The 24,503-nt window shown below is 57.8% G+C and carries 34 protein-coding genes; 25 read left to right on the forward strand and 9 right to left on the reverse strand.

Features of this window, described 5'->3' with window-relative positions; genetic code table 11:
- Window positions 1–551 precede the first annotated feature (551 nt).
- Both DW49_RS0111875 and DW49_RS0111880 read left to right on the forward strand, forming a co-directional pair.
- Window positions 552–1,538 (forward strand): ImmA/IrrE family metallo-endopeptidase, encoded by a 987-nt coding sequence (locus DW49_RS0111875; RefSeq protein WP_024421246.1) that lies wholly within the window; start codon window positions 552–554, stop codon window positions 1,536–1,538.
- Window positions 1,539–2,183 (forward strand): hypothetical protein, encoded by a 645-nt coding sequence (locus DW49_RS0111880; protein ID WP_024421247.1) that lies wholly within the window; start codon window positions 1,539–1,541, stop codon window positions 2,181–2,183. It abuts the gene before it with no gap.
- 11 nt (window positions 2,184–2,194) lie between these two features.
- Here the strand turns inward: DW49_RS0111880 and DW49_RS0111885 are convergent, their stop codons facing one another.
- The 9 genes from DW49_RS0111885 to DW49_RS0111930 all read right to left on the reverse strand — a co-directional run bounded on the left by DW49_RS0111885 (window position 2,195) and on the right by DW49_RS0111930 (window position 7,760).
- On the reverse strand, window positions 2,195–3,343 hold the full coding sequence (locus DW49_RS0111885; RefSeq protein WP_005619117.1) for a site-specific integrase: 1,149 nt from the start codon (window positions 3,341–3,343) through the stop codon (window positions 2,195–2,197).
- Window positions 3,340–3,546, reverse strand: a complete 207-nt coding sequence (locus tag DW49_RS0111890) for a hypothetical protein (RefSeq protein WP_024421248.1) — start codon at window positions 3,544–3,546, stop codon at window positions 3,340–3,342. Before DW49_RS0111890 ends, DW49_RS0111885 begins: the two co-directional genes overlap by 4 nt.
- A gap of 338 nt (window positions 3,547–3,884) precedes the next feature.
- Window positions 3,885–4,694, reverse strand: a complete 810-nt coding sequence (locus tag DW49_RS0111900; RefSeq protein WP_005619116.1) for a DUF2303 family protein — start codon at window positions 4,692–4,694, stop codon at window positions 3,885–3,887.
- A 43-nt stretch (window positions 4,695–4,737) separates the two neighbouring features.
- Window positions 4,738–5,088, reverse strand: coding sequence for a hypothetical protein (locus tag DW49_RS0111905; RefSeq protein ID WP_005619115.1), 351 nt, complete (start codon window positions 5,086–5,088; stop codon window positions 4,738–4,740).
- A 49-nt stretch (window positions 5,089–5,137) separates the two neighbouring features.
- Entirely contained in the window at window positions 5,138–5,380 is a 243-nt protein-coding gene (locus DW49_RS0111910; RefSeq protein ID WP_017698663.1) for a pyocin activator PrtN family protein, read from the reverse strand.
- Window positions 5,377–5,751 (reverse strand): hypothetical protein, encoded by a 375-nt coding sequence (locus tag DW49_RS0111915; protein WP_024421250.1) that lies wholly within the window; start codon window positions 5,749–5,751, stop codon window positions 5,377–5,379. Before DW49_RS0111915 ends, DW49_RS0111910 begins: the two co-directional genes overlap by 4 nt.
- Window positions 5,748–5,984, reverse strand: coding sequence for a hypothetical protein (locus tag DW49_RS0111920; protein WP_024421251.1), 237 nt, complete (start codon window positions 5,982–5,984; stop codon window positions 5,748–5,750). Before DW49_RS0111920 ends, DW49_RS0111915 begins: the two co-directional genes overlap by 4 nt.
- Window positions 5,985–6,033: 49 nt before the next feature.
- A complete protein-coding gene (locus DW49_RS0111925; RefSeq protein ID WP_005619113.1) occupies window positions 6,034–6,606 on the reverse strand; it encodes a deoxynucleotide monophosphate kinase family protein in 573 nt (190 codons plus the stop codon).
- A gap of 329 nt (window positions 6,607–6,935) precedes the next feature.
- The gene (locus DW49_RS0111930) at window positions 6,936–7,760 is read right to left on the reverse strand and encodes a LexA family transcriptional regulator (RefSeq protein WP_081591593.1); all 825 of its coding nucleotides are present in this window, start codon (window positions 7,758–7,760) and stop codon (window positions 6,936–6,938) included.
- Window positions 7,761–7,865: 105 nt separating this feature from the next.
- On the opposite strand from DW49_RS0111930, the gene DW49_RS0111935 reads away from it, so the two are divergent.
- The 23 genes from DW49_RS0111935 to DW49_RS0112045 all read left to right on the forward strand — a co-directional run bounded on the left by DW49_RS0111935 (window position 7,866) and on the right by DW49_RS0112045 (window position 24,503).
- On the forward strand, window positions 7,866–8,117 hold the full coding sequence (locus tag DW49_RS0111935) for a transcriptional regulator (protein WP_024421253.1): 252 nt from the start codon (window positions 7,866–7,868) through the stop codon (window positions 8,115–8,117).
- 227 nt (window positions 8,118–8,344) lie between these two features.
- On the forward strand, window positions 8,345–8,833 hold the full coding sequence (locus DW49_RS0111940; protein WP_005619112.1) for a phage regulatory CII family protein: 489 nt from the start codon (window positions 8,345–8,347) through the stop codon (window positions 8,831–8,833).
- The gene (locus DW49_RS0111945) at window positions 8,826–9,032 is read left to right on the forward strand and encodes a TraR/DksA C4-type zinc finger protein (protein WP_004407080.1); all 207 of its coding nucleotides are present in this window, start codon (window positions 8,826–8,828) and stop codon (window positions 9,030–9,032) included. The genes DW49_RS0111940 and DW49_RS0111945 overlap by 8 nt, the downstream gene beginning before the upstream one ends.
- Window positions 9,029–11,722: a bifunctional DNA primase/polymerase gene (locus tag DW49_RS0111950; protein WP_005619110.1), complete on the forward strand. Its 2,694-nt coding sequence runs from the start codon at window positions 9,029–9,031 to the stop codon at window positions 11,720–11,722. The genes DW49_RS0111945 and DW49_RS0111950 overlap by 4 nt, the downstream gene beginning before the upstream one ends.
- A gap of 328 nt (window positions 11,723–12,050) precedes the next feature.
- The gene (locus DW49_RS0111955; RefSeq protein ID WP_005619108.1) at window positions 12,051–12,533 is read left to right on the forward strand and encodes a hypothetical protein; all 483 of its coding nucleotides are present in this window, start codon (window positions 12,051–12,053) and stop codon (window positions 12,531–12,533) included.
- A gap of 251 nt (window positions 12,534–12,784) precedes the next feature.
- Window positions 12,785–13,108 carry a phage holin, lambda family gene (locus DW49_RS0111960; RefSeq protein ID WP_005619106.1) on the forward strand — a complete coding sequence of 108 codons (324 nt, stop codon included), beginning with the start codon at window positions 12,785–12,787 and terminating at the stop codon, window positions 13,106–13,108.
- Entirely contained in the window at window positions 13,105–13,491 is a 387-nt protein-coding gene (locus tag DW49_RS0111965; RefSeq protein ID WP_005619104.1) for a hypothetical protein, read from the forward strand. Before DW49_RS0111960 ends, DW49_RS0111965 begins: the two co-directional genes overlap by 4 nt.
- Window positions 13,451–13,639: a hypothetical protein gene (locus DW49_RS1000000133640; RefSeq protein ID WP_229687546.1), complete on the forward strand. Its 189-nt coding sequence runs from the start codon at window positions 13,451–13,453 to the stop codon at window positions 13,637–13,639. Before DW49_RS0111965 ends, DW49_RS1000000133640 begins: the two co-directional genes overlap by 41 nt.
- A 156-nt stretch (window positions 13,640–13,795) precedes the next feature.
- On the forward strand, window positions 13,796–14,317 hold the full coding sequence (locus DW49_RS0111975; RefSeq protein ID WP_004663046.1) for a terminase small subunit: 522 nt from the start codon (window positions 13,796–13,798) through the stop codon (window positions 14,315–14,317).
- 43 nt (window positions 14,318–14,360) lie between these two features.
- Complete coding sequence (locus tag DW49_RS0111980) at window positions 14,361–16,250, forward strand: phage terminase large subunit family protein (protein WP_005619102.1); 1,890 nt, start codon at window positions 14,361–14,363, stop codon at window positions 16,248–16,250.
- Window positions 16,251–16,260: 10 nt separating this feature from the next.
- Window positions 16,261–16,476 (forward strand): hypothetical protein, encoded by a 216-nt coding sequence (locus DW49_RS0111985; protein WP_004663043.1) that lies wholly within the window; start codon window positions 16,261–16,263, stop codon window positions 16,474–16,476.
- Window positions 16,477–16,478: 2 nt separating this feature from the next.
- Entirely contained in the window at window positions 16,479–18,080 is a 1,602-nt protein-coding gene (locus tag DW49_RS0111990; RefSeq protein ID WP_005619101.1) for a phage portal protein, read from the forward strand.
- Between the two features lie 2 nt (window positions 18,081–18,082).
- Window positions 18,083–19,315 carry a S49 family peptidase gene (locus tag DW49_RS0111995; protein ID WP_024421254.1) on the forward strand — a complete coding sequence of 411 codons (1,233 nt, stop codon included), beginning with the start codon at window positions 18,083–18,085 and terminating at the stop codon, window positions 19,313–19,315.
- 13 nt (window positions 19,316–19,328) lie between these two features.
- A complete protein-coding gene (locus DW49_RS0112000; RefSeq protein WP_005619098.1) occupies window positions 19,329–19,679 on the forward strand; it encodes a head decoration protein in 351 nt (116 codons plus the stop codon).
- 12 nt (window positions 19,680–19,691) lie between these two features.
- Window positions 19,692–20,720, forward strand: coding sequence for a major capsid protein (locus DW49_RS0112005; RefSeq protein ID WP_005619096.1), 1,029 nt, complete (start codon window positions 19,692–19,694; stop codon window positions 20,718–20,720).
- Window position 20,721: 1 nt separating this feature from the next.
- Window positions 20,722–20,943 (forward strand): hypothetical protein, encoded by a 222-nt coding sequence (locus tag DW49_RS0112010; protein ID WP_024421255.1) that lies wholly within the window; start codon window positions 20,722–20,724, stop codon window positions 20,941–20,943.
- Between the two features lie 2 nt (window positions 20,944–20,945).
- Window positions 20,946–21,260 (forward strand): head-tail joining protein, encoded by a 315-nt coding sequence (locus DW49_RS0112015; protein ID WP_005619093.1) that lies wholly within the window; start codon window positions 20,946–20,948, stop codon window positions 21,258–21,260.
- Window positions 21,257–21,913, forward strand: a complete 657-nt coding sequence (locus DW49_RS0112020; protein WP_005619091.1) for a phage tail protein — start codon at window positions 21,257–21,259, stop codon at window positions 21,911–21,913. The genes DW49_RS0112015 and DW49_RS0112020 overlap by 4 nt, the downstream gene beginning before the upstream one ends.
- The gene (locus tag DW49_RS0112025) at window positions 21,906–22,457 is read left to right on the forward strand and encodes a hypothetical protein (RefSeq protein ID WP_005619089.1); all 552 of its coding nucleotides are present in this window, start codon (window positions 21,906–21,908) and stop codon (window positions 22,455–22,457) included. Before DW49_RS0112020 ends, DW49_RS0112025 begins: the two co-directional genes overlap by 8 nt.
- Window positions 22,432–22,992: a phage baseplate assembly protein V gene (locus tag DW49_RS0112030; RefSeq protein WP_005619088.1), complete on the forward strand. Its 561-nt coding sequence runs from the start codon at window positions 22,432–22,434 to the stop codon at window positions 22,990–22,992. Before DW49_RS0112025 ends, DW49_RS0112030 begins: the two co-directional genes overlap by 26 nt.
- Before the next feature lie 55 nt (window positions 22,993–23,047).
- Window positions 23,048–23,293 carry a hypothetical protein gene (locus DW49_RS0112035; protein WP_024421256.1) on the forward strand — a complete coding sequence of 82 codons (246 nt, stop codon included), beginning with the start codon at window positions 23,048–23,050 and terminating at the stop codon, window positions 23,291–23,293.
- A gap of 5 nt (window positions 23,294–23,298) precedes the next feature.
- Entirely contained in the window at window positions 23,299–23,625 is a 327-nt protein-coding gene (locus DW49_RS0112040) for a GPW/gp25 family protein (RefSeq protein ID WP_005619086.1), read from the forward strand.
- Entirely contained in the window at window positions 23,622–24,503 is an 882-nt protein-coding gene (locus DW49_RS0112045; RefSeq protein WP_005619084.1) for a baseplate assembly protein, read from the forward strand. Before DW49_RS0112040 ends, DW49_RS0112045 begins: the two co-directional genes overlap by 4 nt.

Genomic DNA, 24,503 nt, shown 5'->3' on the forward strand with positions numbered 1-24,503 from the left:
TGCGCTCCGACTGCCTGTCCAAGTGGACGTGGGGCAGGTGTCCAAGTGAGCTTGGAATGAGTGTCCAAATGATCGTGGGCTGAGTGTCCAAGTGTCGTGGAATCCGCAATCGAATTGGTAGGTATCCTTAAATCTATCCTTATTCTCGCTGGCTGCCACCGGAATCCGATGGAACGCCAAAACGAAAAAACCCGCCAGAAGGCGGGTTTTTCGCGGGTTCCAGAGATTTTTAAAGCCTTCTCTGGAAGCTTGTATGGTGCCGGCACCAGGAGTCGAACCCGGGACCTACTGATTACAAGTCAGCTTTTTTAGTCATACATATCATAGGCTTAAATACTTTTTTTGTACGCGAGGTGTCTTCTGCAGCTCACGTTCTGCGCAGTGCTGCCGACTAAATGTACGTGTGTTTTGATAGCAAAACCTACTTCTTACCTGTGGATAAATACAAAAAATGCTATCATTTTGCTCATACGGGTGACTTTCTCGCCGAAATTCGGCGTCTAACCCGCGTCTCATCTGTTATCCGAGGCCCGCTCAAAGGGGGAGGGATCATGACCAATATTCAAAGCATCTACTCTGCCCTTACCACCCACGGGCTCCCGAAGAAGCATCTGGCTCGCATCATGCCCGAGTGGTGGTCCGCGGAGGTTGAGGCGTCCCCTGGAGGCGCGCAGCGGGCAAAAATATATCTCGCCAAAGCTCTCAGCTTACAGATCCGACCTTTCAGCGAAGAGCCACCGCGGATTGCGTTCGATCTCCCTACAGAGAAGCGTTTTAAGCTTTCAGCAAAAACGTCGCCTGAGGACGTCTCTGTAGCTGTCGCGCTAGCAAGGAGCGCTTCTCGAATAGCGCTGAACTCGATGTCGAGGGTATATCAAGCTCCGCCCAATAGTGCGGCGCAAATTCGTGAGCATATCCTTTCGACTGGCGCGCCTTGGGTAGGCCTACCTCAGATTTTGGATGCTTGCTGGAGCAACGGTATTCCGGTGTTGCATTTGGCGTCGCCTCTTCTAGGTAAGAAGAAGATGGATGGTATAGCGATGTCCATTAAGGGCAGGCCGTCAATTGTCCTATCAAACGTCCGCAAGAATGGCTTTTTGCTATTTCATCTCGCCCACGAGCTGGGCCATATTGCTCTAGGTCATCTGACTGAGAACGGCGCAATTGTTGATGACGAGATCACTAAGGGTGAGTCGGACGAAGGTCGGAATCCGCAGGAGATTGAGGCTGATCGATTCGCCATTGAGCTTTTGACTGGCAACGCTGACACCCGCCTAACGTTGCCCCGGCGGGTGTATGCACCTCAGTTGGCTGAAACTGCAGTGCGGTTTGGGAAGGAAAGAAAAATCGATCCGACGCACGCGGTGTTGAACGTGGCACACAATAACAAGGAGATTTTCCCCCTTTGTGTTGGGGCCCTTAAAGAAATCTCAGGAGCAGTGAGTGACCAGGATGTTGTGTCAGAGCGCGTTTTCAGCAATCTGAATGACGGACTGGATCCGGACAGCGAGCACCTGCTACGGAACCTTATCGCGTAAATGATCGTGCTCGCCGACAATGACGTCTTAATAGCACTAGCGCAATGCGATTTGGTCGATGAGGCGTTGACTGTGCTAGGTTGCGGATTTAACGACTGTTATGTGCTTGGCGAGGCTCCCTTCTCCTTATATTTGACCGATGAAGCCAAGTGTTTCGATAAGAGGCTCGGTAATCATAGGGCTTTCGACCGTCTCTGTTACATTGTTGATTCATGTAAAAAACTCGGCCCGGCAGATGAGGATATAGGGCTGCTGGAAGAGTTGCTTCAGATTGAGGGTGTGCATGATGGCGAGCTGCAGCTTACGTTGCATGCGGAAAATCTATACAGGGCTAACACGCTGTTCACAGTGACGACGGGAGATAAAACTTTCCTTAAGGCGATTTACGACTCCGATTGTATGCATGCCCAAGCAATTCTTTCCCAGCGCGTCGAGTGTTTAGAGTCTTTGCTGCTGAAAGCATTAGCGTTATATGGGCACGAGTATATAACTCATAAGATTGGTGTAGGAAAAAGTACCACAACGAAATCAAATAAGTTTGACGGTGTCCTAAGTATGGCGTTCGGCAACGGTCGCGACCTACAGCACACCACGTCATGTCTTAACAATTACATGGATCCAGTACGATATTTCTTGCGACCTTGATCGACAGATTGCTACTCGCCAGATGGGCTCACGATCGGCAAACTCAAGTCGTATACATCCATCATCGATTCATCCCTGTGACCTGACGCCTGCTGCTTGTCCGCTCTGGTGCCAATCGTATCCGTGATTCCCTTGCGCTTGAAGTCGTGCATTCCAAACCGCTGAGCCTCTGTGAGGACGCCCTTTTCGATGGCCTGGGTAATAAGCCGCTGGAAGGCAGTGTCGAGGCCTGACTTCGATAGCTGCCCGCCGCTGGCGGAAACGATAAGGAAGCGCTGATCTGCCCGGAAAGGAACCGGCTTCTTCAACCTTTGCCACGTATCTGTTCTGACGGCCTTCGCCGCATCCCAAGCCGCACGCAGACGCGGTGTCCACCTCACAATGTTGTCCCGGCTGCCTTTCCGGCGGTTGGTGAGCACACCTTCCTCCAGCTCGTTCTCGTCGGTCAATGTGATAGTCTCAATTCCGCGCAGGCGACACAGATAACCAATTTCCATCACATACCACAGGTATGGCGAGCACGCGCCTTTCTCGCCTCGCTTGAGCTGTCCCTGCTGGTGGGCGAACTTGATCAGATCAACCATTACGGTTGAGTCTGGCAAGCGGCGCTGCTTCCTCTCCTTGGGTGCCTCAATGCCTTTGGCCGGGTTGTCGGTCACAAACCCACGATTCCGCCCCCACTGCATCAGACGGCGCAGGTAGCGCAGTCCGTGTGCGGCTTTCGACGGTGTACCAGCTTCGGCGATCTTGTCGATGATCCGCTGGACCATTGCAGGGGTAAACTTCTTCACGGCGAGCTCCCCCAAGGGTTTATCCAGTTTTGTGGGGTAGACCAGCAGGACGTCCCGTGAGTAGCAGTAGTCGTCTTGAGTCTTCTTTGTAAGTTCCTTGAACTGCTGGCTTCTATGAAACTCATCGCACAGGTATTGCAGGCTATCGCGATCCACGCCGCTACGCTCTTCTATGAGGCGATGCAGTTCCGAGAGGGTGACGTTTGCTGCGCACAGATTGGTGCGTTGGCGTCGCCCTGCCTCATTGAAGTACAACGTGTACCAGCGGCCCGAACCCCGGTGATCGAAATAGACATCGCGGGGAATCGCGGTCTGATCAATGTGTTTTGGGATGTTCGGGTTGTGCTGGCGCTTCCTTCCTCGTTTCATACGATATCCGCGTCATACTTTTCTTGATCAATAGGCTTGAGCCCTCCTGCTTGGTTCACCAAGTCAACAGTGGTCCAAGGCCCCTTCCTTCCGAGGAATATTCTGATTCCTTCCCCGAGTAACGCCTTCTCAACGTCTGCTCGCCGCGTATAGCCGGTGATCCGTTGCAGTTCTTCAAACTCAATCACTTTGGCGACGCTCATATCGATGCGCCTTTTATCTTTTGAAAAAATACGTTCCGTTGGAATTGTTTCATCAACGCTTCGACTCGGTTTCTTGTACGGGGAAGAGGTGAAATATCGTTCAAGTCGATATCCGTTGGGCTTATATTTTTTAACGTTACGGCTGCCGATTGTCCCATCCGGTACGACCTGCGCGGCGCCCATTTGACTGCTTTCTCAACAAATGCGGTGAGGAGCAAGAAGCATACGATTAGGCCAGTCAGAATGATGATGTGCTGTGCTTGCATGTGCTGTGTCCTTCGAAAGAGCCCGTCGCCGGATAGGTGGTGAGAGGACGGCGGCGGGCTGATACGGGAGTGTTATGCCAGCGTGAAGCTGCCGATGGTCAGATCAGTTGCGCTGCCGACTTCCTGGGCTACCACTTGTTTGAATTCTTGGGCGAGGTCTTCGCGCAGCTGCGCCTCACCGATCCAGCGCAGGCGCAGCACTGGCTGATCGCCTCCAGTAAGCACGGCAACGCGCAACTGAATGGTCTGAGCCTGCAAGCCTTCATAGGGGATAACGCTGAACAGCAGCTCAGCGGGGAGCCCGTCTGCCGATTTGGCTTCTATCTGATCCATTGCCGAACGGGATGCGCTCATGTCACCGACGATGTGTTCGCTTTTGCGGGCCTGCTCGATGGTGATGGAGCGAATTGCACCAGCAGCTCGGCGCAGATCGATATCTACACCTTCCGGGTTCAGCGCCTTCAGGTTGGGTGCCCAGTCCTCAATGAAGTCGCTCAGGTCTTTTTGAGTGTGCTTGGACCCGGCTGCGCGTTCGAGGGCGATAAATGCAGCGGTTTTCTTTAGGGTGAGCTTGGCGCGAAAGTCCCCATGCCCAGGATTGTCCTGATTGCCGAGGTTAAAGAAGACGGTGCACATCATGCAGTCGCTATCAACGAACCCAGCAGTGTTGCCATCGGTCTGGGTCAGCACGTATTCGCTGAAGTCTTTCAACGATGACGTTTCCAGCAGGCCCCGGAACCGGCTGCGCGACTGTTGGAATTTCTCCAGGCTGACGACGCTCACGGTCGCAGGGAGTGCGATTGAAGGTTCGAAGGTGTCCAGCGCTTTGGCGTTGGCCAGTACTGCGGTGTCTTGGATCAGTTGAATTGCTTTGGCTTCCATGAATCATTTCCTGCTGTGGTGAGAGGTATGGAACGGCGTTTAATTACGATCTGGCGGGCACGGGTGCGGCGTGGCGGTCAAACATCTGGTCTGCCGCAGGTGTCTCTGGAAATAGCGTCAGACGACCGCCTTCGCCTACATACATCGGCGTATCGAGGGTGGTGTCCTCGGTGCGGCTGCCGCGTTTGGTTGGCACTTTGTAAGCCAGCTTGTGGTTGACGGTGACCTGGTGGCTGTCAGCAATTTGCTTGAGCGAAAACGTCAGGGTTACGGTGCCGACCTTTTTGTTGTCGACGACACCAGCAGCAACCTCGGAGAGCGCATGGCCGATCTGATTGGCGAAGACGCCTGCGTTGAGTTCGCCGATGAACTCGGCTGTGTCCGTGGGTTTCATGTCCTGTGCCTCTGGTTGTTGTCACTGGAAGGCAGTGACCACCTTTGAATCAGGCCGCTTTCAACTTGGCCTGTGCATCGAGATAGGCCGCTAGGTCGTGCAGGTATACCACTGGCTGGCCCTTATTCGATCCACCCAGCCGAGTCACCTTGAGGTTGATGCGGCCAGCGTTGATCTTGCGGAGTAGGTAGCGATCACTCGATATGTGCGAGAAATAACGTTCCCGCACAGTACTCAGCGTTGGGCAGGGGGTAGCAAACTCGTCCCGGAGTTGAATTAGCGTTTCACTCACGCAGAATCCTCCCCATACCCCTCCTTTTGGGGCACCAACTGAAGGCGAATCAGCTCCGCGAGACCCTCCTTTGATTTGCCGGTTGCAGTCGCGCACAGTCGTCCCTTCGCGTCCGCCACCACTGCGCCATATGGGCGCTCTGGGCAGCGTGTTGGGGTGACATACGCGACCTGGCCTTCAAGCAGCACGGCGTCCACCATCCGAAAAACTTCCGCCAATTCGGCAGTTACAGGTGGCAAACCGTCAAGCATGCTAAGTGCCTCTGATGTCGCTCCGATCAATGTCGAGCGGCTGACGATTGTTGGGTGGTTCAGGTGCATCGGAACCAGTTTCAGCGCGCCTACGGCGTGAGTAATTGCGTTCAGAGTCATGCTGCGGCGTCCTTGTTCGTGGTGGTGATGCCAAGCTGGTCCGAGAGCCAGGCAACACCCGCCTCCTTGACCATCACCACTGCATAGTGGCTGTAGGCGTGAATGTTCTTGTTCCAGCGGCTGCGCGAATCTTCGTACAGATAGCCTTGGTCGCGATGCTTGGCTGCAAGCTCGCCTGCCTGGGTCAACACGCCGATTTCACGCAACTTCGCTCGAAATACCCGTGGCTTCATGCCGAGAATCACTGCTGTAGCATCTAAGGTTCTGTTCATGAGGAATGCCTCAGGCCACAGCCAGCAAACCGCGTGAGCGGATGGCGCGATACAACTCGTCCAGCGCCCCATACAGTTCTTGAAGACTGCTGTCGTTGGTAAGGACCAAGTCGTCCGGATGGACTGAAACACCCGCTTCGCTGATGTGGGGATTCACTTCCGCTGCGTCGTGTCGGGACAAATGAATGACGGTCCCGCCGCGTTTGCGGATGAAATCGGCCTCGTTTTCGAAGCGGACATCGCTCACCACAAAGCCCGGCACGCCATCGAAAACCGCACTGAGGCAATCAAGGTTCTGTTCGGCGAGGTCGATCCACAGGTTGGCGCTGATCATGTGACGGCCCCACTCGGTGCCGAGCAGTTGCATCAACTGGCGAGGAGAGCGGCCCAGCCAGTCAATGGGCTGTTCCTTTTTCTCGCCTTCGAGATCCTCGGGACTGAGGTTGAATATGGCCATGATGCCGTCGCGCAACGGGTCGGCGAATGCGTAACACTCGAACCCGTGCTCGTGGGCCAGGTGACTGGCTGCGGTGGTTTTGCCGGAGCGGGCAGGGCCGGTGAGGCCAATCAGGATTTGCTTCATGCAGCGTCACCTCCCCATGGCCCGAAATCATCGACTGCCTTTGCTGAAGCTGCTTTCGCAGCGCTGCTTTTTGGCTGGATGATTAGGAGAAGGCCGGTTTGGCGCTGAATGGTGGCGATAGACTCGCGGTTAGAGGCCACTGTTGGGTGGAGAAATACCGGGCAGCGGGTGTTGCGCTGTGTCGTTTGCATGGCTCGTACTCTGTGGTGAGAGGGGGTACGAACTGAATTTACAAGAAAGTACGTAAATTACGCAACGTATTATTTTGTTGATCGGTGTTTGCCCACAAAAAAAGCCGCTCGATGCGGCTTTTTCATGCTGCATTTTTTTCAGCGAAGGACCGAGTACCAGAACACTCGCCCGATAATGCATAGATTTTGGGCTTCTAATTCTCGCAAGGAATATTCCTCATCAGGGTGTTCATCCCGGTTGAAGCTTCGCAGCCTCAATCCTCCACTGGGAAGCCGGTACACAAGCTTCACACGCAACTGGCCATTGTGCTCTATAGCGTATATATCCCCATCCTTGATGAGCGTTTTGCCTCGGTCGACGCCCACGGTGCTTCCGTGAGGTAACACCGGTTCCATGCTGTTGCCGTACACCGAGACGCAAACAGCATTCTCTACTTGCACACCCTGCCGCCTTAGCGTCCGCTTGCCGAAGCGCAGCTTAGCTGTGGCGTGTTCCTGAATTGTCATGCGCCCGGATCCAGCTGACAGTTCCACTTCTTTAAGCAACGGAACCTCTACTTCGTCATCGCCTAGGGGAGTCTTGTCGTCCCATTCTTCAAGCGGTCCCAGCATCTCAGCGTTGGATTCAACGTTTGAAGCTGGCTTGGTCGGCTCTTCCACATTGAGTGTTGGAGGTAGTGATGGATCTAGGCCCAGTTCCAATTGCAGAAGCTCAGCAAGTATTCCCATTGCTTGAGCTATGTAGGACTTGTGTTTAGCTGCTCTCGTTTTTCCGCTTTCGAACGCTGCATAGGTCTGCTGGGTCAGAACCTCCCCTTCGGGCAGCGACTTTGAGACTCTGTCTGCCAATTCTGCCTGCGTCCAATTCAGTTGCAGGCGTCTTGCTCTGAAAAGCACAGCTACTGGTGTCGGAGCGGGTTTGCTTCGAGTGCCAGCTTCATCGTGAGGAGTATTTTTCTTCATGAGATGAGACTACAAATAAATTTGTTGCGCATCAAACGCATAAATACGTTGATGGCTAACAAAAAAAGACGTAGATTGCGGCCGTGAACACTGAGTGAGGTTGGTATGACAGTGCCAGAATCCATGCGCGAAGCCTTTGACGAGGTTGTTGCGAGGTCGGGGGGGCAATCCGCTTTTGCGAGGTTGATATCCAGCGAATCAAAACAGGTTTCGCAGCAACTCGTATCGTACTGGTTAAAAAAGGGCGAGTTGCCAGCTGAATTTGTGTTGCGTGTTGAAAAGCTGACTGGTTGTTCGCGCTTCCGGCTTCGCCCTGATGTCTTTTGCGAGCCGGATGACTTGAAGTCAGCTGCTTAAAGGCTGCAGGGCCGGGGACCTCTCACCACAAGATTCCCCCGACCCAGCAACGGCAGTGCAAAACACTGCCAACTCCGCCGACCAGGTCCTCTCACCACAAGAATCACTTGGTTGGCTAGAACGATGAACCGTGCCGCACAGCACGTTTAGCAAAGAACATCGGTCGTGGTCGTAGGATAGGGGGTACCCCTGCCTCTGGCTACACCGTAAACGGGGATTTTACGGTTATGAGTCGCACGGATCTTTTGCCTGACGCCGGTCAGGTGCTTTCGTTGCGCCAAGCGCTTTACCGCGCCGGGCGCGATTACAAGGGCGGGGTGACTGCCCTTGCCCACGACATGGTGCTGGACAACGACACCCTCCAGAAAAAGCTCAAGCTTGATGAGGAGCGGCGCTGGCTCAATCCGGACGAACTGGAAGACGTCGTCCGGCTGACTGGCAGCTCGCTTTTACTCGATGCCTTGGTGCGTCCTGCAGGTGCCGTTTGGTATCAGCCAGAGCCTGTCGCAGCCACGCAGGATGCGCTCAAGTCGGTTGGCAAGCTGCTGACCGAAACGGGCGAGTTCGTTTCAGGCATGCATAGCGGCGCTGCCGACGGAGTTTGGGAGTTGCACGAAGTCGCTCTGTTGGAAAAACAGGGCAACGACATCATCCGAGCGGTGCTGGGCATTATGGCCGGCGCTCGACTGGCGATGGAGGATCATGCCAATGGCTGACGACATCGACCGGGCCACGGAGCAAGCCCAATACCTGTTGGACGTCGCTCTATTTAAGCATCGTCGGATTCCGACCAGCTTGGTCAGCTCACAGTTCTGTGAAGACTGCGACGATCCGATCCCGGAGCCACGCCGTGCCGCCATTGTTGGCTGCGAGACGTGCATTCACTGTCAGTCGCTGCGGGAGCAGCGTAGATGAGTGATCGTCCAATCCCGCTTTCTGCTTGGGCACGTCGCTACTGTGAGACATTCAATTTTGCGTTAGTACCGATTCAACCGGGCGAGAAAGGCCCGAAGGGAAGGGGATGGAACCAGCCCGGCAAGTACATCGTTGATCCTGCCAAGGCCGAGGCGTTCTGGGCAAAAAATCCCAACCATAACCTCGGCGTTGTGCTGGGGCCGAGTCGGGTGTGTTCGTTGGACGTCGACGATGTCCAGTGGACGCGGTTTGTCCTGTACGAACTGTTGGGCGTTGATCTGGATGCGCTTGCACTGGCTTTCCCGACTGTCGTCGGCAACCCACTGCGGTTCCGGGTTCTGTTTCAGGTCCCGGAAGGGCTGGAACTGACGCGGCATTCTCTGTCTTGGCCCAATGAAAACGACCCGGATGGGTCAAAGCACAAGTCAATCATGCTGAAGGCAAACGCTGCTCGCGAGGCGGGCGATACGGCCAGAGAGGCCTTGTATCGAGCAGATGCCGAGCAGTACAAGCGGTTCACAGTGTTTGAACTGCGTGCAGGATTGGTGCAGGACGTACTGCCTCCCTCCATTCATCCAGGCACCGGCCGGCCATACACCTGGCGCACGCCGCCAGACGCTTCGGGGCTTCCGGTTCTGATCGGCGACCTGCTGAATGTCTGGAACAACTGGGACGTCTTCAAGCGGGGCGCGGAGGCTGCGTGCCCCTGGCTGCCGAAGGACGCCAAGCCTGCTGGCAAACAAAAGCCGAAACCGAAGCCAGCCCCAGCAGGTGGCAAGCGGCCGTCTGTCATTGACGAATTCAACAACTGCCACGACGTCGAAGAGATGTTGCGCAGCCACGGCTATACCAAGCGCGGGAGCAAATGGCTTTACCCGCAGAGTAGTACCGGACTCCCTGGGATCACCGTGGCTGAAGGCAAGGTGTATTCGCACCATGCTGCTGATCCGCTGGCCAACGGTCACCAAAACGATGCATTTGAAGTGTTCTGCTTACTGGAGCATGGCGGTGATCAGTCCAAGGCGGTGAAGGAAGCGGCGCGGATGCTCGGCATGCAATCGACCCGGCCCAGCGCAAGCGATCTTCCCCCAGCCCCAACTGAGGGTAGCGACAAGCCAGATGCAGCAGCACCGGACGCGCCAAGCGAGGCGGCTTCTGCACCTGACGGGGGGGCGGGGGAGGAGCTGACTATCGAGCAGGTGCTGCGGCGTTTTGCGTTGGTGGAAGGCACCACTCATGTTTGGGACTTCGATAAATCTCGGGCGATGAAGAAGTCGGCCTTTGAAGCGCGTGTGGGCAAACCCATTGCCAAGCTTTGGCTCGATGCCACGGACAAGAAGCTGATCGCCGATGATCAGGTTAAGGACATTGAGCAGGCCCGGAAAATGGCGGGCAAGAAGGGCGGTGCTCTCGGCATGCGCCCCACGGAACGTTACGTCTACATCGACGGCACAAAAGATGTTTGGGATCGGGAAAAGAAACGCCGGATCGCCGAGGGGGCCGTCAAGATGGCCTTGGGCGACACCTATGCGCTCTGGTTGAACAGCAGCGAGCGGCGGGTGGTGGACGTCGAACACATCGTCTTCGACCCGACCATGACCAAAGACCCCAGCATTTACATCAACACCTTTGACGGCCTGCCATTGGAGCCGATCAACGACGACGCGGCGTGCGCCAACCTGCGCTGGCTGATCTCATTCCTATGCAACCATGATGAGGCTGCTGCACTGTGGCTGACTCGGTGGCTTGCATATCCGTTGCAACACCTCGGGGCAAAGATGGATACGGCGGTTCTGATGCACTCCACCATGGAAGGCTCGGGCAAAAGCCTGTTGTTCGCTGACACCTTCGGCGCGCTTTACGGGCAGTACGCCGCGACGGTTGGCCAGACCCAGCTGGAGAGCAACTTCAACGCCTGGCAAAGCAGGAAGATGTGGGCCGTGTTCGAAGAGGTGGTCAGCCGCGATCAGCGTTACAACCAGGTCGGTAAGATCAAGCACTTGGTCACCGGCAAGACCGTGCGCATGGAGTCAAAGTTCATCAACGGCTGGGAGGAGGCCAACCACATGAACGCGGTGTTTCTTAGCAACGAGATCCTGCCGTGGCCGATCAGCGACAGTGACCGAAGGATGTTGGTCATGTGGCCGATGGAAACCTTGCCGGTCGCTCGACAGCAAGCGATCGGGCGAGAGCTGGAAAATGGTGGTGTCGCGGCCCTCTACGGCTGGTTGCTGCGTGTGGATCTGGGTGACTTCAATGAGCGCACCCGGCCGCCCAGCACCGTGTCACGCGAGCGGCTGGTTGCGCTCAGCCGGGCAGGGTGGCAGACGTTCCTGCACCTCTGGCGCTATGGCGAGTTGGGCCGGGGCCTTTGGGGGGCGTGCCTTTCGACTGATCTGTATGCGTTGTTCATCGAGTGGTGTCAGCGCAACAAAGAGCATGTGATGAGTCAGACGAAGTTTTCGCTATTCATCAGCTCGGAGGTGGAGAAGACACGGTCAATACCCTGGACTGAGCGCAATGACAGGCGCTTCGGCGCTTTCTTTGTGCCCGATGATCCTGAGGCTTCCCTTCCCCCATCAATGAGAGCGCCGGACTTGGGCGTTGCCGTCGAGGCCTGGCGGGCCAAGGCGCGCCTTGCGGGGTGGAACGTGGACAGCTGGGACCACGTGAAGGCGGTCGCAGCATGAGTACCTCTCAAAGTGTGTCGGGTGTGTTGGGTATGTTTTGGGTTGGTTTTGGCAACCCGACACAGATCAAACGCCCATTTTTCGCGGGGTGCAGACGTGTGTGTTGGGTGTGTTGGGTTTGGCGTCGCGTGCGCGCATGCGTGACGTTATTTATACCGGTTAAAGCGCAGTTATTTTTTCTCCATGCGAGGACGTATAAACCCGACAAACTCAACACACCCAGCACACTTTTTATTAATTCATTGTTTTTAAAGAGCTTTAAGTGTGTTGGGTCTGTGTTGGGTAGGGCGTTTTGTGTGTTGGGTTCAGAATTCGAGAGGAAAGGGCGGTGATCAAGGAAATCGAAGCGTTGATGGTGCATTGGGGCGAGCAGATGCGCGAGCGCGGCCAAGGCGGCGGCTTGGGCAGCCCGATGGGGGCCATTATCGAATGGGGCGGCGCGCCGCCGCGTGGTACGCCGGGTTCTCGGATACTTGGCGGTGCTGGGTGCGGGATTGATCACATTGCCAGTGAGGTTCAGGCAGCGGTGGCTGAGCTGGAACGGTCAGGCCGTGCACCGCTGGCACGGTTGGCACTGGAGCGTTATTGCGCCATGGCGACGGTCCGCGATCAGATGAAAGCGGTCGGTATTGCCGAAGGCGCTGATCGGACTTATCGCAACTGGGTGGATCGCCTGCATCAGCAAGTCCTGCTGATTCTCACACTGCGCAGTGGCTCGACACGTGGTTACCCGGTCGGCCCCCAAGCCAACCGTCAACTTAAGGTCGCATGCGGCGGTTCGCCGCGCTCCTCAATCCCTCGGGCACACTGACCGTTCGTCCGGGTCAGTTGTCGCATTGTGGTCGTATTCTTGTTGTATTGCGGCCACATTTGGCCCAACCGTTAAACAGCCCTTTTCGGTTTTTCCGAACGCCGGTACAACGTGGGCACGATCTGCGATTTGCGCCTGAATCACAGTCAGAGCACCTGCTGTGCAAGCTTCACCCAGCCATCCCTCAGGCTGTCACTCACCCCGCTTCGGCGGGGTTTTTATTTTCAGCTCACCCCAAGGGTGGTAACCGGATGCGCACCATGCCCGAAAAACCAGATACGTGGGCCAGGATCGTGGCGGCCATTTCAAATCCACTGTGGCAAGGCATGATCATGGCCATCGTCGTTTCTCTACTGCGCATCCTCTACGACGCCAAAGAAACCAGTAAGCGCCGGATCTTATTCGAAGCGCTGATCTGCGGTTCGTTGAGTCTGGTCGCGTCGAGCCTGATCGAGTGGATGACCTGGCCGCCCAGCTTGTCGGTAGCTGCAGGTGGAACGATTGGCTTTCTTGGCGTTACGGCCATTCGCGAATTGGTGGCCCGCTTCATTGGCCGGAAGGTGGATTCCCTATGAAGGCTTTAGCCGCCGCAATCATCATCGCGCTGGTGGGCGTACTGCTCGTCGGCATTCAGCAGTACCGGGTCGTCGCTATCACCGGTGCCATGCAACTTGAGACAAAGAGCAAGAACGAAGCCATCGCGGCCAACAAAGAGAGCGAGGCGACCATCACCACGCTACGGGCAGAAGCCAAGCGTAATGCCGACTACCAGGCTGATCTGAGCAAGCGGCTCAAGGCCAGTGAAGGCAAAGCCAAACAGGCGAGGAAAGAATTTGAAGACCTCAAGCGCAACAGCAAGCCCGTTCGTGATTGGGCTTCTCAGCCTTTGCCTGACGGCCTGCGCGGCAAAGCCGGTGGTGGTAACAAAGACGTCAGCGGTTCGAATCGACCTCCCTGAGCTGAATCCTTGCGAGCGGATCAACGCTGATGAGGTTGACCTTCGTTCGAACGGTGATGTGTGGGAGTTGAAGGATCAGGCCATCAAGCTGCTCGACACCTGCGCCGATCAGGTGGACGCGCAGATCCTGCGCCGCCAGAGCAAGTAGTCGAGCCCACTGGGCTTCATGCCCCATCGTGGGGCACACCAACCCCCTGTTTTTTGGGTCCTCCCCGAGGGGGGCTCCCTACACGGGTACGTGGACTCGCGGTTCTTGTGCAGCTGAGTTTTTTGCAGGGATGTCCGTCTTTCTAAAGGGTTGTGTATGGGCAGGAAAGTCAGCAAGGCCGATTTGAGCGAGATCGTTGGCCGGGACGAACGCACCCTGACCCGGTGGCAACACGACGGCATGCCGGTGGTTGAGTTTGGTCTGGGTCGTGGCAACGAAAATCAATACGACACCGAAGCGGTGGTCCAGTGGCTGATGCAGCAGGCCTCGCTCAACGGCAAGAAAGAGTCGTCCCGTGACAGGCTTGACCGGGTTCGGGCCAACCGTGAAGAGCTGGCGCTGGCCAAAGAGCTTGGGGAGGTGGTGATCGCCTCCGACATGATCCAGCGCTTCGAAGCCATGATCATGTCGGCCAAGGTCGAACTGCTCAATACATTTCCAGACGTGCTCGCCGCTGAGCTTTCAGCCCGGTATGGCATAGAGGTGGACGATCTACTGATTCGTGAGCCCATCGAGGCCATCCTGAGAAGGCTTTCGGACTATGACAATGATGCTGACTCAGTTGGAGATTCTGACGAATCGCCATACCCGGAGGGCCTTGAGGAAGACGGCGAGTGAGTCCCTGCACAAAGCCTGTTTGAAGTGGGCTCCACCGCCGCGAATGAGCATCATCGAATGGGCAGACAAGTATCGCTGGCTGTCCGCCGAAGAGGCGGCTCGGCCGGGTAAATACCGGTTCGATGTGACCCCGCATCTCGTCTGGCCAGGCGGCCCGCTTGAGGCACTGGACGATCCAAACGTTACAGAAATCGTAGGCCGCAAGTCCGCGCAGGTGGCCTGGACGTCGGGCGTGTTGGGTAACGCCCTGGGCAAGTGGATCGACATCGATCCGTCTCCGATCCTGGTGCTGTTTCCCAAAGCAGAAGCGGCCAAGCAGTATGTGGGCGAGAAGCTTGAGCCGATGATCGAGGCGACGCCCAGGCTTCGCAAGAAGGTCGATCTACGCAGTCGCAAGCTGCAGCAGCGTCAGGACTTCAAGCGATTTCCGGGCGGCTTTCTGAAAATGGTGGGCTCCAACAGTCCGGCGAGTGTGAAGTCCACGCCGGTGCCGAGAGTCGCTGTCGAGGAGCCTGATGACTGCAACCTCAACCTGCGGGGGCAGGGGGATAGCATCAAGCTGGCCAAGGAACGCTTGAAGACGTTTCGCCGCTCGAAAATCATCATCGGCGGCACCCCGACCATCAAGGGGCTGTCGGCCATTGATGCGGAGCTGGAGATCTCGGACAAGCGCGAAGGGCTTGTGCCTTGCCACGAATGTGGCCAGTCGCATGCGTTGAGCTTCGACAATCTGTTCTGCGCCGACGACCCGGATTATCACCACGAGGTGTATGGCAAGAAACGGCCCGAGCATGCGTATTACGCTTGCCCGCACTGCGGCTGTTCGTGGGATGACAACCAGAAAAACGCAAACCTCAAGCACGGCCGTTGGATCGCGACGGCCGAGTTCAGAGGCATCGCCGGTTACATTCTCAACGAGCTATACGCCACCTTCTGGGGATCGCGCTTCCAGGCGCTGATGGAGAAGAAACTTCAGGCAGAGCACGCCGCGTCCCACGGTAACATCGGGCCGATGATCGCTTTCGTCAACAGCTCCAAGGGGGAGAGTTACGAATACAAAAGCGATGCACCTAAAACGGATGAACTGGAAAAGCGGGCCGAGCCTTACGCAGAGCTGACGGCACCCAACGGGGTGCTGCTGATTACGGTGGGCGTCGACGTTCAGGGGGACCGGCTGGCGCTGGTCGTCATCGGCTGGGGCCGGGGTGAAGAATCGTGGCGACTGTACTGGGGTGAGCTGTACGGTAATCCCATTGATCCGCATGACGCCGTTTGGCAGGAGCTGGATCGGCTGATCGCCAAGCCGGTGGCGACAGTGGGCGGAGCGCAGCTGGTCATTTCCGCCGTGAGTATCGACAGCTCGGACGGCAACACAAGCGACGCGGTCTACGGGTACGTCCGGGACCGGCAGCGCTACAACATCATGGCGATCAAAGGTGCATCGATTGACAGCCGTGATAAGGAAATCTTTACCCGGCCGTCCCCGTCGGTTGACTCGTCTCAGGACAACACCAAAGCCTCGAAATATGGCCTGCGCGTCTACATCGTCGGAACCCACAAGGCCAAGACGCTGATCGACGGACGCCTTCGACTCACTGGCGCAGGGCCGGGCCGGATGCACTGGTACAGCGAGATCCGCTCGGACTACTACGAGCAGCTCACTAATGAAGTGCTCGCCCCGCACGCGCGCAACCCCAGCAAGATGGTGTGGCAGAAGAAGGCGGGCCGCCGTAACGAAGCGCTGGACTGCGAAGTGTATGCACTGCATGCGGCCAGAAGCTTGAAGACACATCTGTTACGCGAACATGAGTGGGATCAGTTGGAGCAGCAACTGCTGCAACCCACTCTTTTCAACACCGAGCAGGCCGTCACTCCTGTGCCACGTAAAGCGAATGCTCGCGGTCGTGGCACGCGCAGCCGTGCAGGCTACTAGAGGTTCAATCATGACTGACGCACAAATGCGCCTGGAGCAAGTACGGGCGGCGATCTCTGACGTCCTTAAAAAAGGTCAGCGTCTCAAAAGAGCAGATCGCGAGATCTATCGGGCCGAGCTCGACAGCCTGCGGTTGCTTGAACAGCAATACGCTAAAGAGGTCGCGCTGGAACAGGCGTCGCTGCAGGGTAGGGGACGAAATCGCATCTCCTACATGGTGATCTGATTATGGGTTTTTTCCGCAAAGACCCTGCCGAGTTGTTGATGCGTGAGGCACTCAAGCTCGCCAAGTCTGTGTCTGAAGGGCAGCCTGCTAAAGCGCAGGGGGGCGGTGGCGGAGTCGAAACCCGCTGGCGCGGCGCGTCCCGTGTGCTGCGCAGCATGGCGGGCTGGATTCCGGGATTGGGCAGTGCCAGGCGTGACCTGCACCACAGCGAGCGTCGCATGCTGGTAGCCCGGTCGCGTGATGCCATGCGCAACCATCTGATCGCTCGGGCGGCTATCACCCGTCTGCGCACCAATGTGGTCGGCACCGGCCTGGTCTGCCGTGCACAGATCGATCATGTCGCTGTCGGCATCGACGAGCAGCAGGCCGAGCAACTCAATGCTCAACTGGATAGGATCTGGTCGCTGTACGCCGATGACCCCCGCGAGTGTGATGCCGAAGCCACGCTCAATCACTACCAACTGCAGGCGCTGGTGCTCATATCGGCCATGGTCTGCGGCGACGTTCTGATCGCCAGCCCCGACGATGAGCGTCCGGGATGCATCTTCAGCACCCGTTTGCAGTTGATTGAATCGGATCGTGTCTGCAATCCCGACGGGGGTATGGACCGCGCAGATATGGTTGAAGGTGTCGAGTTTGACCGATTGGGAGCCCCCTTGGCGTATCACGTCTGCAATGGCTATCCCAATGAGTTTCTGGCAGGCCAGAACCTTGCGTGGGAGCGCCTGCCTGCTTTCGGTGATGTGACCGGCAGACGTCGGGTCATGCATGTCATGTCGGACAAGGAAAGGCCAGGCCAGAAGCGGGGCGCTCCTTATCTGGCTCCGGTGCTGGAGCCGTTGCAGAAGCTGGAGCGCTATAGCAGTGCTGAGTTGATGGCGGCAGTTATCTCGGCGATGTTCACCGTGTTCATCAAAAAGAACAACGATTTCAATGTCTCCAACTTGCCCATGTCCGCCATGGGTAACGAGGGCGCGGGTGGTGATACCACCGACGATGGTGAGCTGGCATTGGGGGAGGGTGCCATTGTCGACTTGGGAATGGGCGAGGAGCCGGTGGTTGCCAATCCGGCTCGACCCAATGCCCAGTTTGACCCCTTCTTCACGGCGGTCGTGAAAGAGATCGGCGCGGCGCTCGAGCAACCGATGGAGGAGTTGCTGCTGCATTACAGCAGCAGTTACAGCGCGGCTCGCGCTGCGATGCTGCAGGCGTGGCGGTTCTACAGCGTTCGGCGCTGGTGGCTGGCCTGTGACTTCTGTCAGCCCAGCCGTGAATTGATCATTGATGAGGCCGTGGCGAGAGGGCTGATCCACCTGCCGGGTTACGCGGACCCTGCAAAGCGTAAAGCTTACTGTCAGGGGATCTGGATCGGTCCGGCGCGAGGCGCTATCGATGAGCTCAAAGAGGCCAATGCAGCCGGTAAGCGAATAGAAATCGGGGTCAGCAACGAAACCCTCGAAACGGCCGCGATGACGGGCGAGCCCTGGCAGCAGGTTTACCGCCAGCGTGTTCGCGAAGTTGAGCAACGACGCTCCGACAACCTGCACATGTTGCCCAAAGGCGGCGTCATCGCTGACCCACCCACACCACCCAACGAGGAATAACCATGCCCCGCGCATTGGAGCTGGCTGCATCGCAGCCTTGGCTGATGCTGCCTGACGCCCTGGATAACCTGCTGACCATTGCCGACCGCATGGGCGATCCGGGTGCGTTGGAGAGCAAAACCGGTATTCGGCTGGAGAACAGCCGCACGGTCAGCGTTCGCAACGGCGTCGCCATCATCCCCGTGGTCGGTCCGGTTTTTCGCTACGCCAATCTGTTTACCGAGATCAGTGGCGCGACCAGCACTCAGGTGCTGGCCACCGACCTGCAGTCGGCACTGGATGACCCAAGCATCAAGTCCATCATCCTCAACATCGACAGCCCTGGCGGCGTGGCGGCGGGCATCAACGAGCTGGCTGACCAGATCCATGCGGGACGTGCGCGTAAGCGCATTGTGGCCTACGTCGGTGGAACGGGTGCCAGCGCTGCTTACTGGCTGGCGTCTGCGGCCAGCGAGATTGTCATCGATGAGACGGCGTTGCTCGGCAGCATCGGCGTTGTGGTGGAAGCCGTGGTCGAGGGTGAGGCCAGCAGCGGCCGCAAGCGTTACCAGATCGTCAGTCGCAACGCCCCCAACAAGCGGTTGGACATGGCCACCGAAGAGGGGCGTGCCAAGGTCGGTGAAACCGTGGACGCGATGGGCGAGGTGTTTGTGGCCAAGGTCGCCCGCAACCTTGGCGTGGCATCCGACGCTGTTCCTGCAATGGGAGATTTTGGCGGCTTGCGGGTAGGTGCCGCAGCCGTTGAATCGGGCCTTGCTCACCGCCTGGGCTCGCTGGAAGGACTAATTACCGAACTGGCCAAACCGGCCGCGACACAACCGAGGACATTCACTATGACCACCGTCAACTCCACCGCTCAGCTGCGCGAAGCACTGGCCGCTGGCACCGACCCAAACACCATCGAAATTGCCCAGGCCAGCCAGTCCGAACTGGAGGCTGCACGTACGCAAGCCAGCACGCAGGCGGTCACCGTTGAGCGTGAGCGCATCAAGGGCATCAACGGTCTGGCCAGTAAGGGCTTTGAGGCCGAGATTACGGCGGCCATTGATTCCGGGGCCTCTGTCGAGGCAACCGCCTTGCAGTTGTTCAAGGCTGCCCAGGACCGTGGCATTTCTTTGAGCGCCATTAAGGCCGACAGCACCCATGCATCTACTTCTACACCCGCCGATGGCAACGCTCAGGGTGAGCGCAAAGCCGTAGTCGGAGCCATTGTCGCGGGCGCTTCGCGTCGCTGATCAGGAGAACATCATGAGTAATCCAACCCGTCAGACCTACGTCCCCAGTCATCTCTCTGCAGGTGCATTCCCTGTGGTGATTGAGACAGGAATCATTGCGGCAGGCCAGAAGCTCAAGCGTGGCGCGGTGCTCGGTCAGGTCGACGCTTCGGGCGAGTACGTGCTCAGCGCCGCCGCTGCCGACAACGGCTCTCAGGCACCCAAGGCTGTGCTCGACCAAGACGTAGACACCACCGGCGGTGCTTTTCCAGCATCGATCCTTCTCACCGGCGAGGTGCTGGGCTCTGAGCTCATGTTGGGCGAAGGCCTGTCACTCGCCAAAGCAAAAGCAGCCCTGCGGCCGCTGTGCCTGTTCATTCGTTAACCGGAGCTTCTGATGGATATTTTTGACACCCGTACCATGCTTGAAGCCGTCGAGCAGATGCCCACGGCGCGACGTTTTCTGCTGAACACGTTCTTCAATGGCGGCAGCCCCGTGACGTTCCCCACCAAAACGGTGGACATTGATATCGTCAAAGGCCAGCGCAAAATGGCGCCGTTTGTTCATCCTCGCCTGCCCGGCAGCATTTCGCTTCGTGACGGTTACCGGACTGATTCCTACGCGCCGCCTTACATCCAGCCCAAGCGTGAAACGACCGCTGAGCTGGTCCTCAAACGCTCGGCAGGGGACAACCCTTTCTCCAGCCGGTCGCCGTTGGAGCGGGCAGGCCAGATGCTGGGCAAGGATCTGCGCGATCTGGATGACGAGATCATTCGTCGCGAGGAGTGGATGTGTGCCCAGGCACTGACCACCGGCAAGGTCCGCGTGCTGGGCGACGGCGTTGATGACACCATCGATTTTCTCATGGCGAACGATCACAAGATCACGCTGGGCACCGGCCAGTGGGGCAGCGACGACTCGGACCCGATTGGCAACCTGCGCGCTTGGAAACGCAAGATCGCCAAAGACTCTGGCCGCACTGCCAATACCGCTGCGCTCAGTGGTGAGGCGCTTGATGCATTCCAGTCCAATCTGACGGTCATCAAGCAGCTGAACACCCGCCGTGTGGACATGGGCCTCATCAAGCCGGAAGAGCTGCCGGACGGCGTCACGTATCTCGGCTACCTGAACGATCCGGGCGTCGACCTTTACGGCTATGACGAGTGGTATCTGGATGACGAAGGCGATGAGCAACCCATGATCCCAGCGGGCGGCCTGATTCTGGGCGCGACGTCCACGCGTAACGCCATGCTTTACGGTGCGATTCAGGATCTGGAAGCCATCGAGAGCGGGCTGGTCGAAGCGGCGCGCTTCCCCAAGAGCTGGACGACCCAGGAGCCGAGCGCTCGCTGGTTGAAGCTTCAGAGCGCGGCACTCGCCGGTTTGCTGGAGCCGGACGCATTCATCTACGCCAAGGTGGTGTGAGATGGCCAAGAAGCCCAGCTATATCGTGGTGGACGGCTGCATTCAGGAGGGAAGCAACGTCATCCTCAGAGGCAGCCTATATAGCCCGGCCAGCAAAGAGATGGAGGATGCGCTGGTTGCAGAAGGGCGTATCGCCTTGAGCTCGGACCCTCGTGCGCAAGAGGCTATCCAGTCCCAGGCAGCAAGCCGTGACGAAGCTGCTGATGAAACCGACGGTGACTGAACATGAGCTTTCGAGAACTGGCTGAGGACATGGACGCCCAGATCCTTGAATCTCTGGGCGATATCGCAACCGTCGACGGACGCGATATCGCAGGGTTTCTTTCAATCCCGTGGCTGCAACCCAAGCTCGGACGCATCAACACCGGCATCAGGAAACCGCACTTCACGATACGCGTTCATGACGCTACTGGTGTCGCGATTGGTCAGATCGTCTCCATCGACCTGCCTGAGCAGGACGGGGGTGGTCGGTATGACCTGGTCGGCCTGGAGCCAGACGGTACAGGCTGGGTGTCTCTTATCCTGAGGCTAAAGCGATGAGCATAGGCAGTTTCTACAAGCAGTCGGCCAAGGACGGCATGATCACCCTGCAGCCTTCTGCGGGGGATCTTGATGCCTTCAAGGACTTTGCTGCAGCGGTTCCCAAAGCGGCGGCAGCGGCCCAGCGGCGTGCCATCAACAAGACGCTTCGTTGGTTGCGCACGCATATCGCTAGGACCATCGGCCGACAAGAGCGAATCGCTGTGACCGCAGTGCGTCAGCGCCTGCGTGCTTACCCGGTCACTGCTGGCGCGATGCGCGGAAAACTCTGGATGGGTTTAGACGCGATGTCGGCCAGCCGAATCGGCCGGGCTCGGCAGAGCCGTGCCGGTGTAACGGTTGCGGGTCGCCGGTATCAAGGTGCTTTTTTGAAGACGGTGTATGGCGGTAGTCCCGACATATGGATCCGCACGGCGAGCAAGCATTTTGATGCAAGCGATTACGAGCAAACTCATCAGGGAAAACGCCGGTCGGGTTTCATTGAAGAGAACGGCAGCCGCTTCCCACTCGCCAAGGCCAAGGTCTCGCTCGAAGGGGCGCGGCCGCATTTTGATGAGTGGGTCAAACGTGCCGACGCGCGTTTGATTGAGATCCTCAAGCAGGAATTCAACTTCGAACTGCAGAAGTATCTGAGAGGAACAGCCCGTGTCTGACGAAGCTTTCAGCCTTGATCAGCTCTATGCAGCGATTGAGCACCATATCCGCGACGCGATTTGCGGGCTGGAGTATGTCGGCACCATGCCCGACATGCTGCAACAGATAGCTGTGCCAGCAGTGCTGCTGGAAGTATCGGAGTTTGAGCCCGGTATTGATCAAGGCACTGGCGAGTCCGCATTCATCGCACGGTTCGAAGCACGTGTCATTGTCGGTTCAGAGCGTGACGAGTGCCAGAAGCAAGCGGCATTTGCCGCGACCCAACTGGCGGTGTTGTTGCGCGGACAGACGTGGGGCCTGCCTGTCAACGAAGCTGAGTTTGTCCGGGCCGCTCAGGACTGGTCCCGTCCCGAGCTGGATGGGTACGCGGTCTGGCTGATCGAGTGGACGCAGGGCATCTATCTGGGCGACGAGGAGTGGCCGTGGCCCGATCAGCCGCCTGGCAGCTTGGTCTGGGGTTTCAGCCCTGACATCGGGCCAGGCAATGAAGAGTTCTATCGATCTGCGGAGGAGCTGAATGAGCTACGCGAGCGCAGCACATGACCGAATGCTGGCGGCGCTCATCATTCCCTGCCGCGTAGAGGCCGTTGATCTCGGTGCCGCAATGGTCCGCGTGAGCGATGGCGCTGGCTGGACCAGTGCCTGGGTGCGTTGGCATAGTCAGGCAGCGGGCAAGGCGCGCCATTGGCGAGTCCCGACGCTGGGTGAGCAGGGTGCCCTCATCAGCCCTAGCGGCGATCCTGCGCAAGGCACATTTGTTCCTGGGCTTTACGGCAATGCAGGTGCGCCGCCTGATAACCGCGACCACGTAGAGGTATGGCGCTTCGACGATGGCGGTTCTCTCGTCTACGACTGGCAGGCCCACACCTACACGATCAGCCTGCCTACGGGCACTGTAACGGTGAAGGTAGGCGCTTCGACGGTGGTCGTGACGGATGATTCCGCGACCGTTCAATCGCCCTCGATCAACCTCACGGGCAACGTGAAAATCGACGGGTCGTTGCTGGTCACCGGCAACGTGACTGGTATGGGGACGATCCTCGACACCCTGGGCAACAGCAATCACCACAAGCATTGATCCCATCGTTTGACCATCCCCGCGCCATGCGGGTTTTTTGCGTCTGGAGAAAAGCATGAGCAAAACCAAAACCGAGCCGGCGTCTACGGATCTCGTTATCACCGTCGCTCCGCGTGCGTTGTCGCCTGCATCGGAACCCGCACAGATCGACTTTCGTGACACGGTCTTCACTTCCCGAACTGTGGTGCTGCCCAACGGCGGCCTGGTCGACGTGGCACAGGGCGTTGCCTCGGTGGATTCCTCCGATGCCGACGCGCTGGCCTACCTGAAAGCGCATGAAGAGTTTGAGCCACTGGAGTAATCACGATGATCGGAATGGACCGCGAGACGGGCTTGCCCTTGTCGGGCCTCGATCACCTGCGCCAGTCCATTGCGGACATTCTGACCACGCCAGAGGGTAGTCGCAGAATCCGTCCCGAGTACGGCAGCAAGCTGGCCCGGTTCGTTGATTTGCCGGTCACGGCCGGTTGGCGCAGCGCGGTGCAAGCCGAGGTCAGCCGAGCCATCGGGCGATGGGAACCACGGGTGAAACTCCAATCCGTGCGGGCTATATCGGTGATTGATGGGCAAGTCACGTTCGCTTTGAAAGGTACGTATCAGGGCGATAGCTTCACGTTGGAGGTTACAGCATGAGTGCGGTGGATCTGTCGGCGCTGCCTGCGCCACAAGTGCTGGAACCGTTGGACGTTGAAACCACCTATGAGGAAGCGCTGGGCATTTTCCGGGACTGGATGGGAAACAACTGGAATGCCGCGCTTGAGAGCGATCCCGTCACGAAACTGATTGAACTGGGTGCTTACAACAAGCTCGGCAATCGCGCCCGTGTCAACGATGGGTGCAAGGCGTTGCTGCTGGCTTACGCTCGTAAATCTGACCTGGATCAGCTGGCGTTCAACGTAAACCTCAAACGCCTGGTGATCCAGGCGGAAGACCTGACGACCTTTCCCCCAACGGCTGAGGTGAAGGAAGAGGACGACGCGCTGCGCGAGCGTATCCAGCTGGTCTATGAGGGGCTGACTACTGCAGGTCCGCGTAACAGCTACATCCTGCACGCCCGGAACTCGTCGGGCCTGGTCGCTGATGCCACGGCTGAAAGCCCGTCTCCCTCTACGGTGGTCGTCACGGTGCTGGCTTTGAGTGAAACCGGCATTGCGCCCCAGTCATTGCTTGACGAGGTACGCGACTACCTGAGCGACGAGAACATTCGTCCGCTGGGTGATCGGTTGATAGTGCAGAGCGCTGAAATCCTGCCTTACACCATCAACGCGGTGGTGCACATGGTCGGTACTGGCTCGGAGAACGAGACCATTCTGGCGCAGTGCGAAGCGCGCTTGAAGGCCTGGATCAATCCTCGGCGTCGTTTGGGTGTTGAAGTGGCTCGCTCGGCTATCGACGCCCAGCTGCACATCGCAGGCGTTCGTCGCGTGGACCTGGGCGACTGGCTCGACATTCTTCCCAGCAAGTCACAGGCCGCCTATTGCAAGGGCTTCACGCTGACCAAGGGTGACTGA

The organism is Pseudomonas avellanae BPIC 631 (genome assembly GCF_000444135.1).
Lineage (GTDB): Bacteria > Pseudomonadota > Gammaproteobacteria > Pseudomonadales > Pseudomonadaceae > Aquipseudomonas > Aquipseudomonas avellanae.

Excerpts from the sequence above, each read along its gene's own strand:
- DW49_RS0111965 (WP_005619104.1), top strand. The coding sequence starts at position 13,105 with ATGAAGGCTTTAGCCGCCGCAATCATCATCGCGCTGGTGGGCGTACTG.
- DW49_RS0112035 (WP_024421256.1), top strand. The coding sequence starts at position 23,048 with ATGAGCAAAACCAAAACCGAGCCGGCGTCTACGGATCTCGTTATCACC.
- DW49_RS0111960 (WP_005619106.1), top strand. The coding sequence starts at position 12,785 with ATGCGCACCATGCCCGAAAAACCAGATACGTGGGCCAGGATCGTGGCG.
- DW49_RS0111950 (WP_005619110.1), top strand. The coding sequence starts at position 9,029 with ATGAGTGATCGTCCAATCCCGCTTTCTGCTTGGGCACGTCGCTACTGT.
- DW49_RS0112010 (WP_024421255.1), top strand. The coding sequence starts at position 20,722 with ATGGCCAAGAAGCCCAGCTATATCGTGGTGGACGGCTGCATTCAGGAG.
- DW49_RS0112040 (WP_005619086.1), top strand. The coding sequence starts at position 23,299 with ATGATCGGAATGGACCGCGAGACGGGCTTGCCCTTGTCGGGCCTCGAT.
- DW49_RS0111975 (WP_004663046.1), top strand. The coding sequence starts at position 13,796 with ATGGGCAGGAAAGTCAGCAAGGCCGATTTGAGCGAGATCGTTGGCCGG.
- DW49_RS0111905 (WP_005619115.1), bottom strand. The coding sequence starts at position 5,088 with ATGAAACCCACGGACACAGCCGAGTTCATCGGCGAACTCAACGCAGGC.
- DW49_RS0112015 (WP_005619093.1), top strand. The coding sequence starts at position 20,946 with ATGAGCTTTCGAGAACTGGCTGAGGACATGGACGCCCAGATCCTTGAA.
- DW49_RS0111945 (WP_004407080.1), top strand. The coding sequence starts at position 8,826 with ATGGCTGACGACATCGACCGGGCCACGGAGCAAGCCCAATACCTGTTG.
- DW49_RS0111980 (WP_005619102.1), top strand. The coding sequence starts at position 14,361 with ATGAGCATCATCGAATGGGCAGACAAGTATCGCTGGCTGTCCGCCGAA.
- DW49_RS0111875 (WP_024421246.1), top strand. The coding sequence starts at position 552 with ATGACCAATATTCAAAGCATCTACTCTGCCCTTACCACCCACGGGCTC.
- DW49_RS0111935 (WP_024421253.1), top strand. The coding sequence starts at position 7,866 with ATGACAGTGCCAGAATCCATGCGCGAAGCCTTTGACGAGGTTGTTGCG.
- DW49_RS0112045 (WP_005619084.1), top strand. The coding sequence starts at position 23,622 with ATGAGTGCGGTGGATCTGTCGGCGCTGCCTGCGCCACAAGTGCTGGAA.
- DW49_RS0111885 (WP_005619117.1), bottom strand. The coding sequence starts at position 3,343 with ATGAAACGAGGAAGGAAGCGCCAGCACAACCCGAACATCCCAAAACAC.
- DW49_RS0111900 (WP_005619116.1), bottom strand. The coding sequence starts at position 4,694 with ATGGAAGCCAAAGCAATTCAACTGATCCAAGACACCGCAGTACTGGCC.
- DW49_RS0111940 (WP_005619112.1), top strand. The coding sequence starts at position 8,345 with ATGAGTCGCACGGATCTTTTGCCTGACGCCGGTCAGGTGCTTTCGTTG.
- DW49_RS0112005 (WP_005619096.1), top strand. The coding sequence starts at position 19,692 with ATGGATATTTTTGACACCCGTACCATGCTTGAAGCCGTCGAGCAGATG.
- DW49_RS0111990 (WP_005619101.1), top strand. The coding sequence starts at position 16,479 with ATGGGTTTTTTCCGCAAAGACCCTGCCGAGTTGTTGATGCGTGAGGCA.
- DW49_RS0111920 (WP_024421251.1), bottom strand. The coding sequence starts at position 5,984 with ATGAAGCCACGGGTATTTCGAGCGAAGTTGCGTGAAATCGGCGTGTTG.
- DW49_RS0112030 (WP_005619088.1), top strand. The coding sequence starts at position 22,432 with ATGAGCTACGCGAGCGCAGCACATGACCGAATGCTGGCGGCGCTCATC.
- DW49_RS0112000 (WP_005619098.1), top strand. The coding sequence starts at position 19,329 with ATGAGTAATCCAACCCGTCAGACCTACGTCCCCAGTCATCTCTCTGCA.
- DW49_RS0111995 (WP_024421254.1), top strand. The coding sequence starts at position 18,083 with ATGCCCCGCGCATTGGAGCTGGCTGCATCGCAGCCTTGGCTGATGCTG.
- DW49_RS0111915 (WP_024421250.1), bottom strand. The coding sequence starts at position 5,751 with ATGACTCTGAACGCAATTACTCACGCCGTAGGCGCGCTGAAACTGGTT.
- DW49_RS0111890 (WP_024421248.1), bottom strand. The coding sequence starts at position 3,546 with ATGAGCGTCGCCAAAGTGATTGAGTTTGAAGAACTGCAACGGATCACC.
- DW49_RS0112020 (WP_005619091.1), top strand. The coding sequence starts at position 21,257 with ATGAGCATAGGCAGTTTCTACAAGCAGTCGGCCAAGGACGGCATGATC.
- DW49_RS0111880 (WP_024421247.1), top strand. The coding sequence starts at position 1,539 with ATGATCGTGCTCGCCGACAATGACGTCTTAATAGCACTAGCGCAATGC.
- DW49_RS0111925 (WP_005619113.1), bottom strand. The coding sequence starts at position 6,606 with ATGAAGCAAATCCTGATTGGCCTCACCGGCCCTGCCCGCTCCGGCAAA.
- DW49_RS0111930 (WP_081591593.1), bottom strand. The coding sequence starts at position 7,760 with ATGAAGAAAAATACTCCTCACGATGAAGCTGGCACTCGAAGCAAACCC.
- DW49_RS0111985 (WP_004663043.1), top strand. The coding sequence starts at position 16,261 with ATGACTGACGCACAAATGCGCCTGGAGCAAGTACGGGCGGCGATCTCT.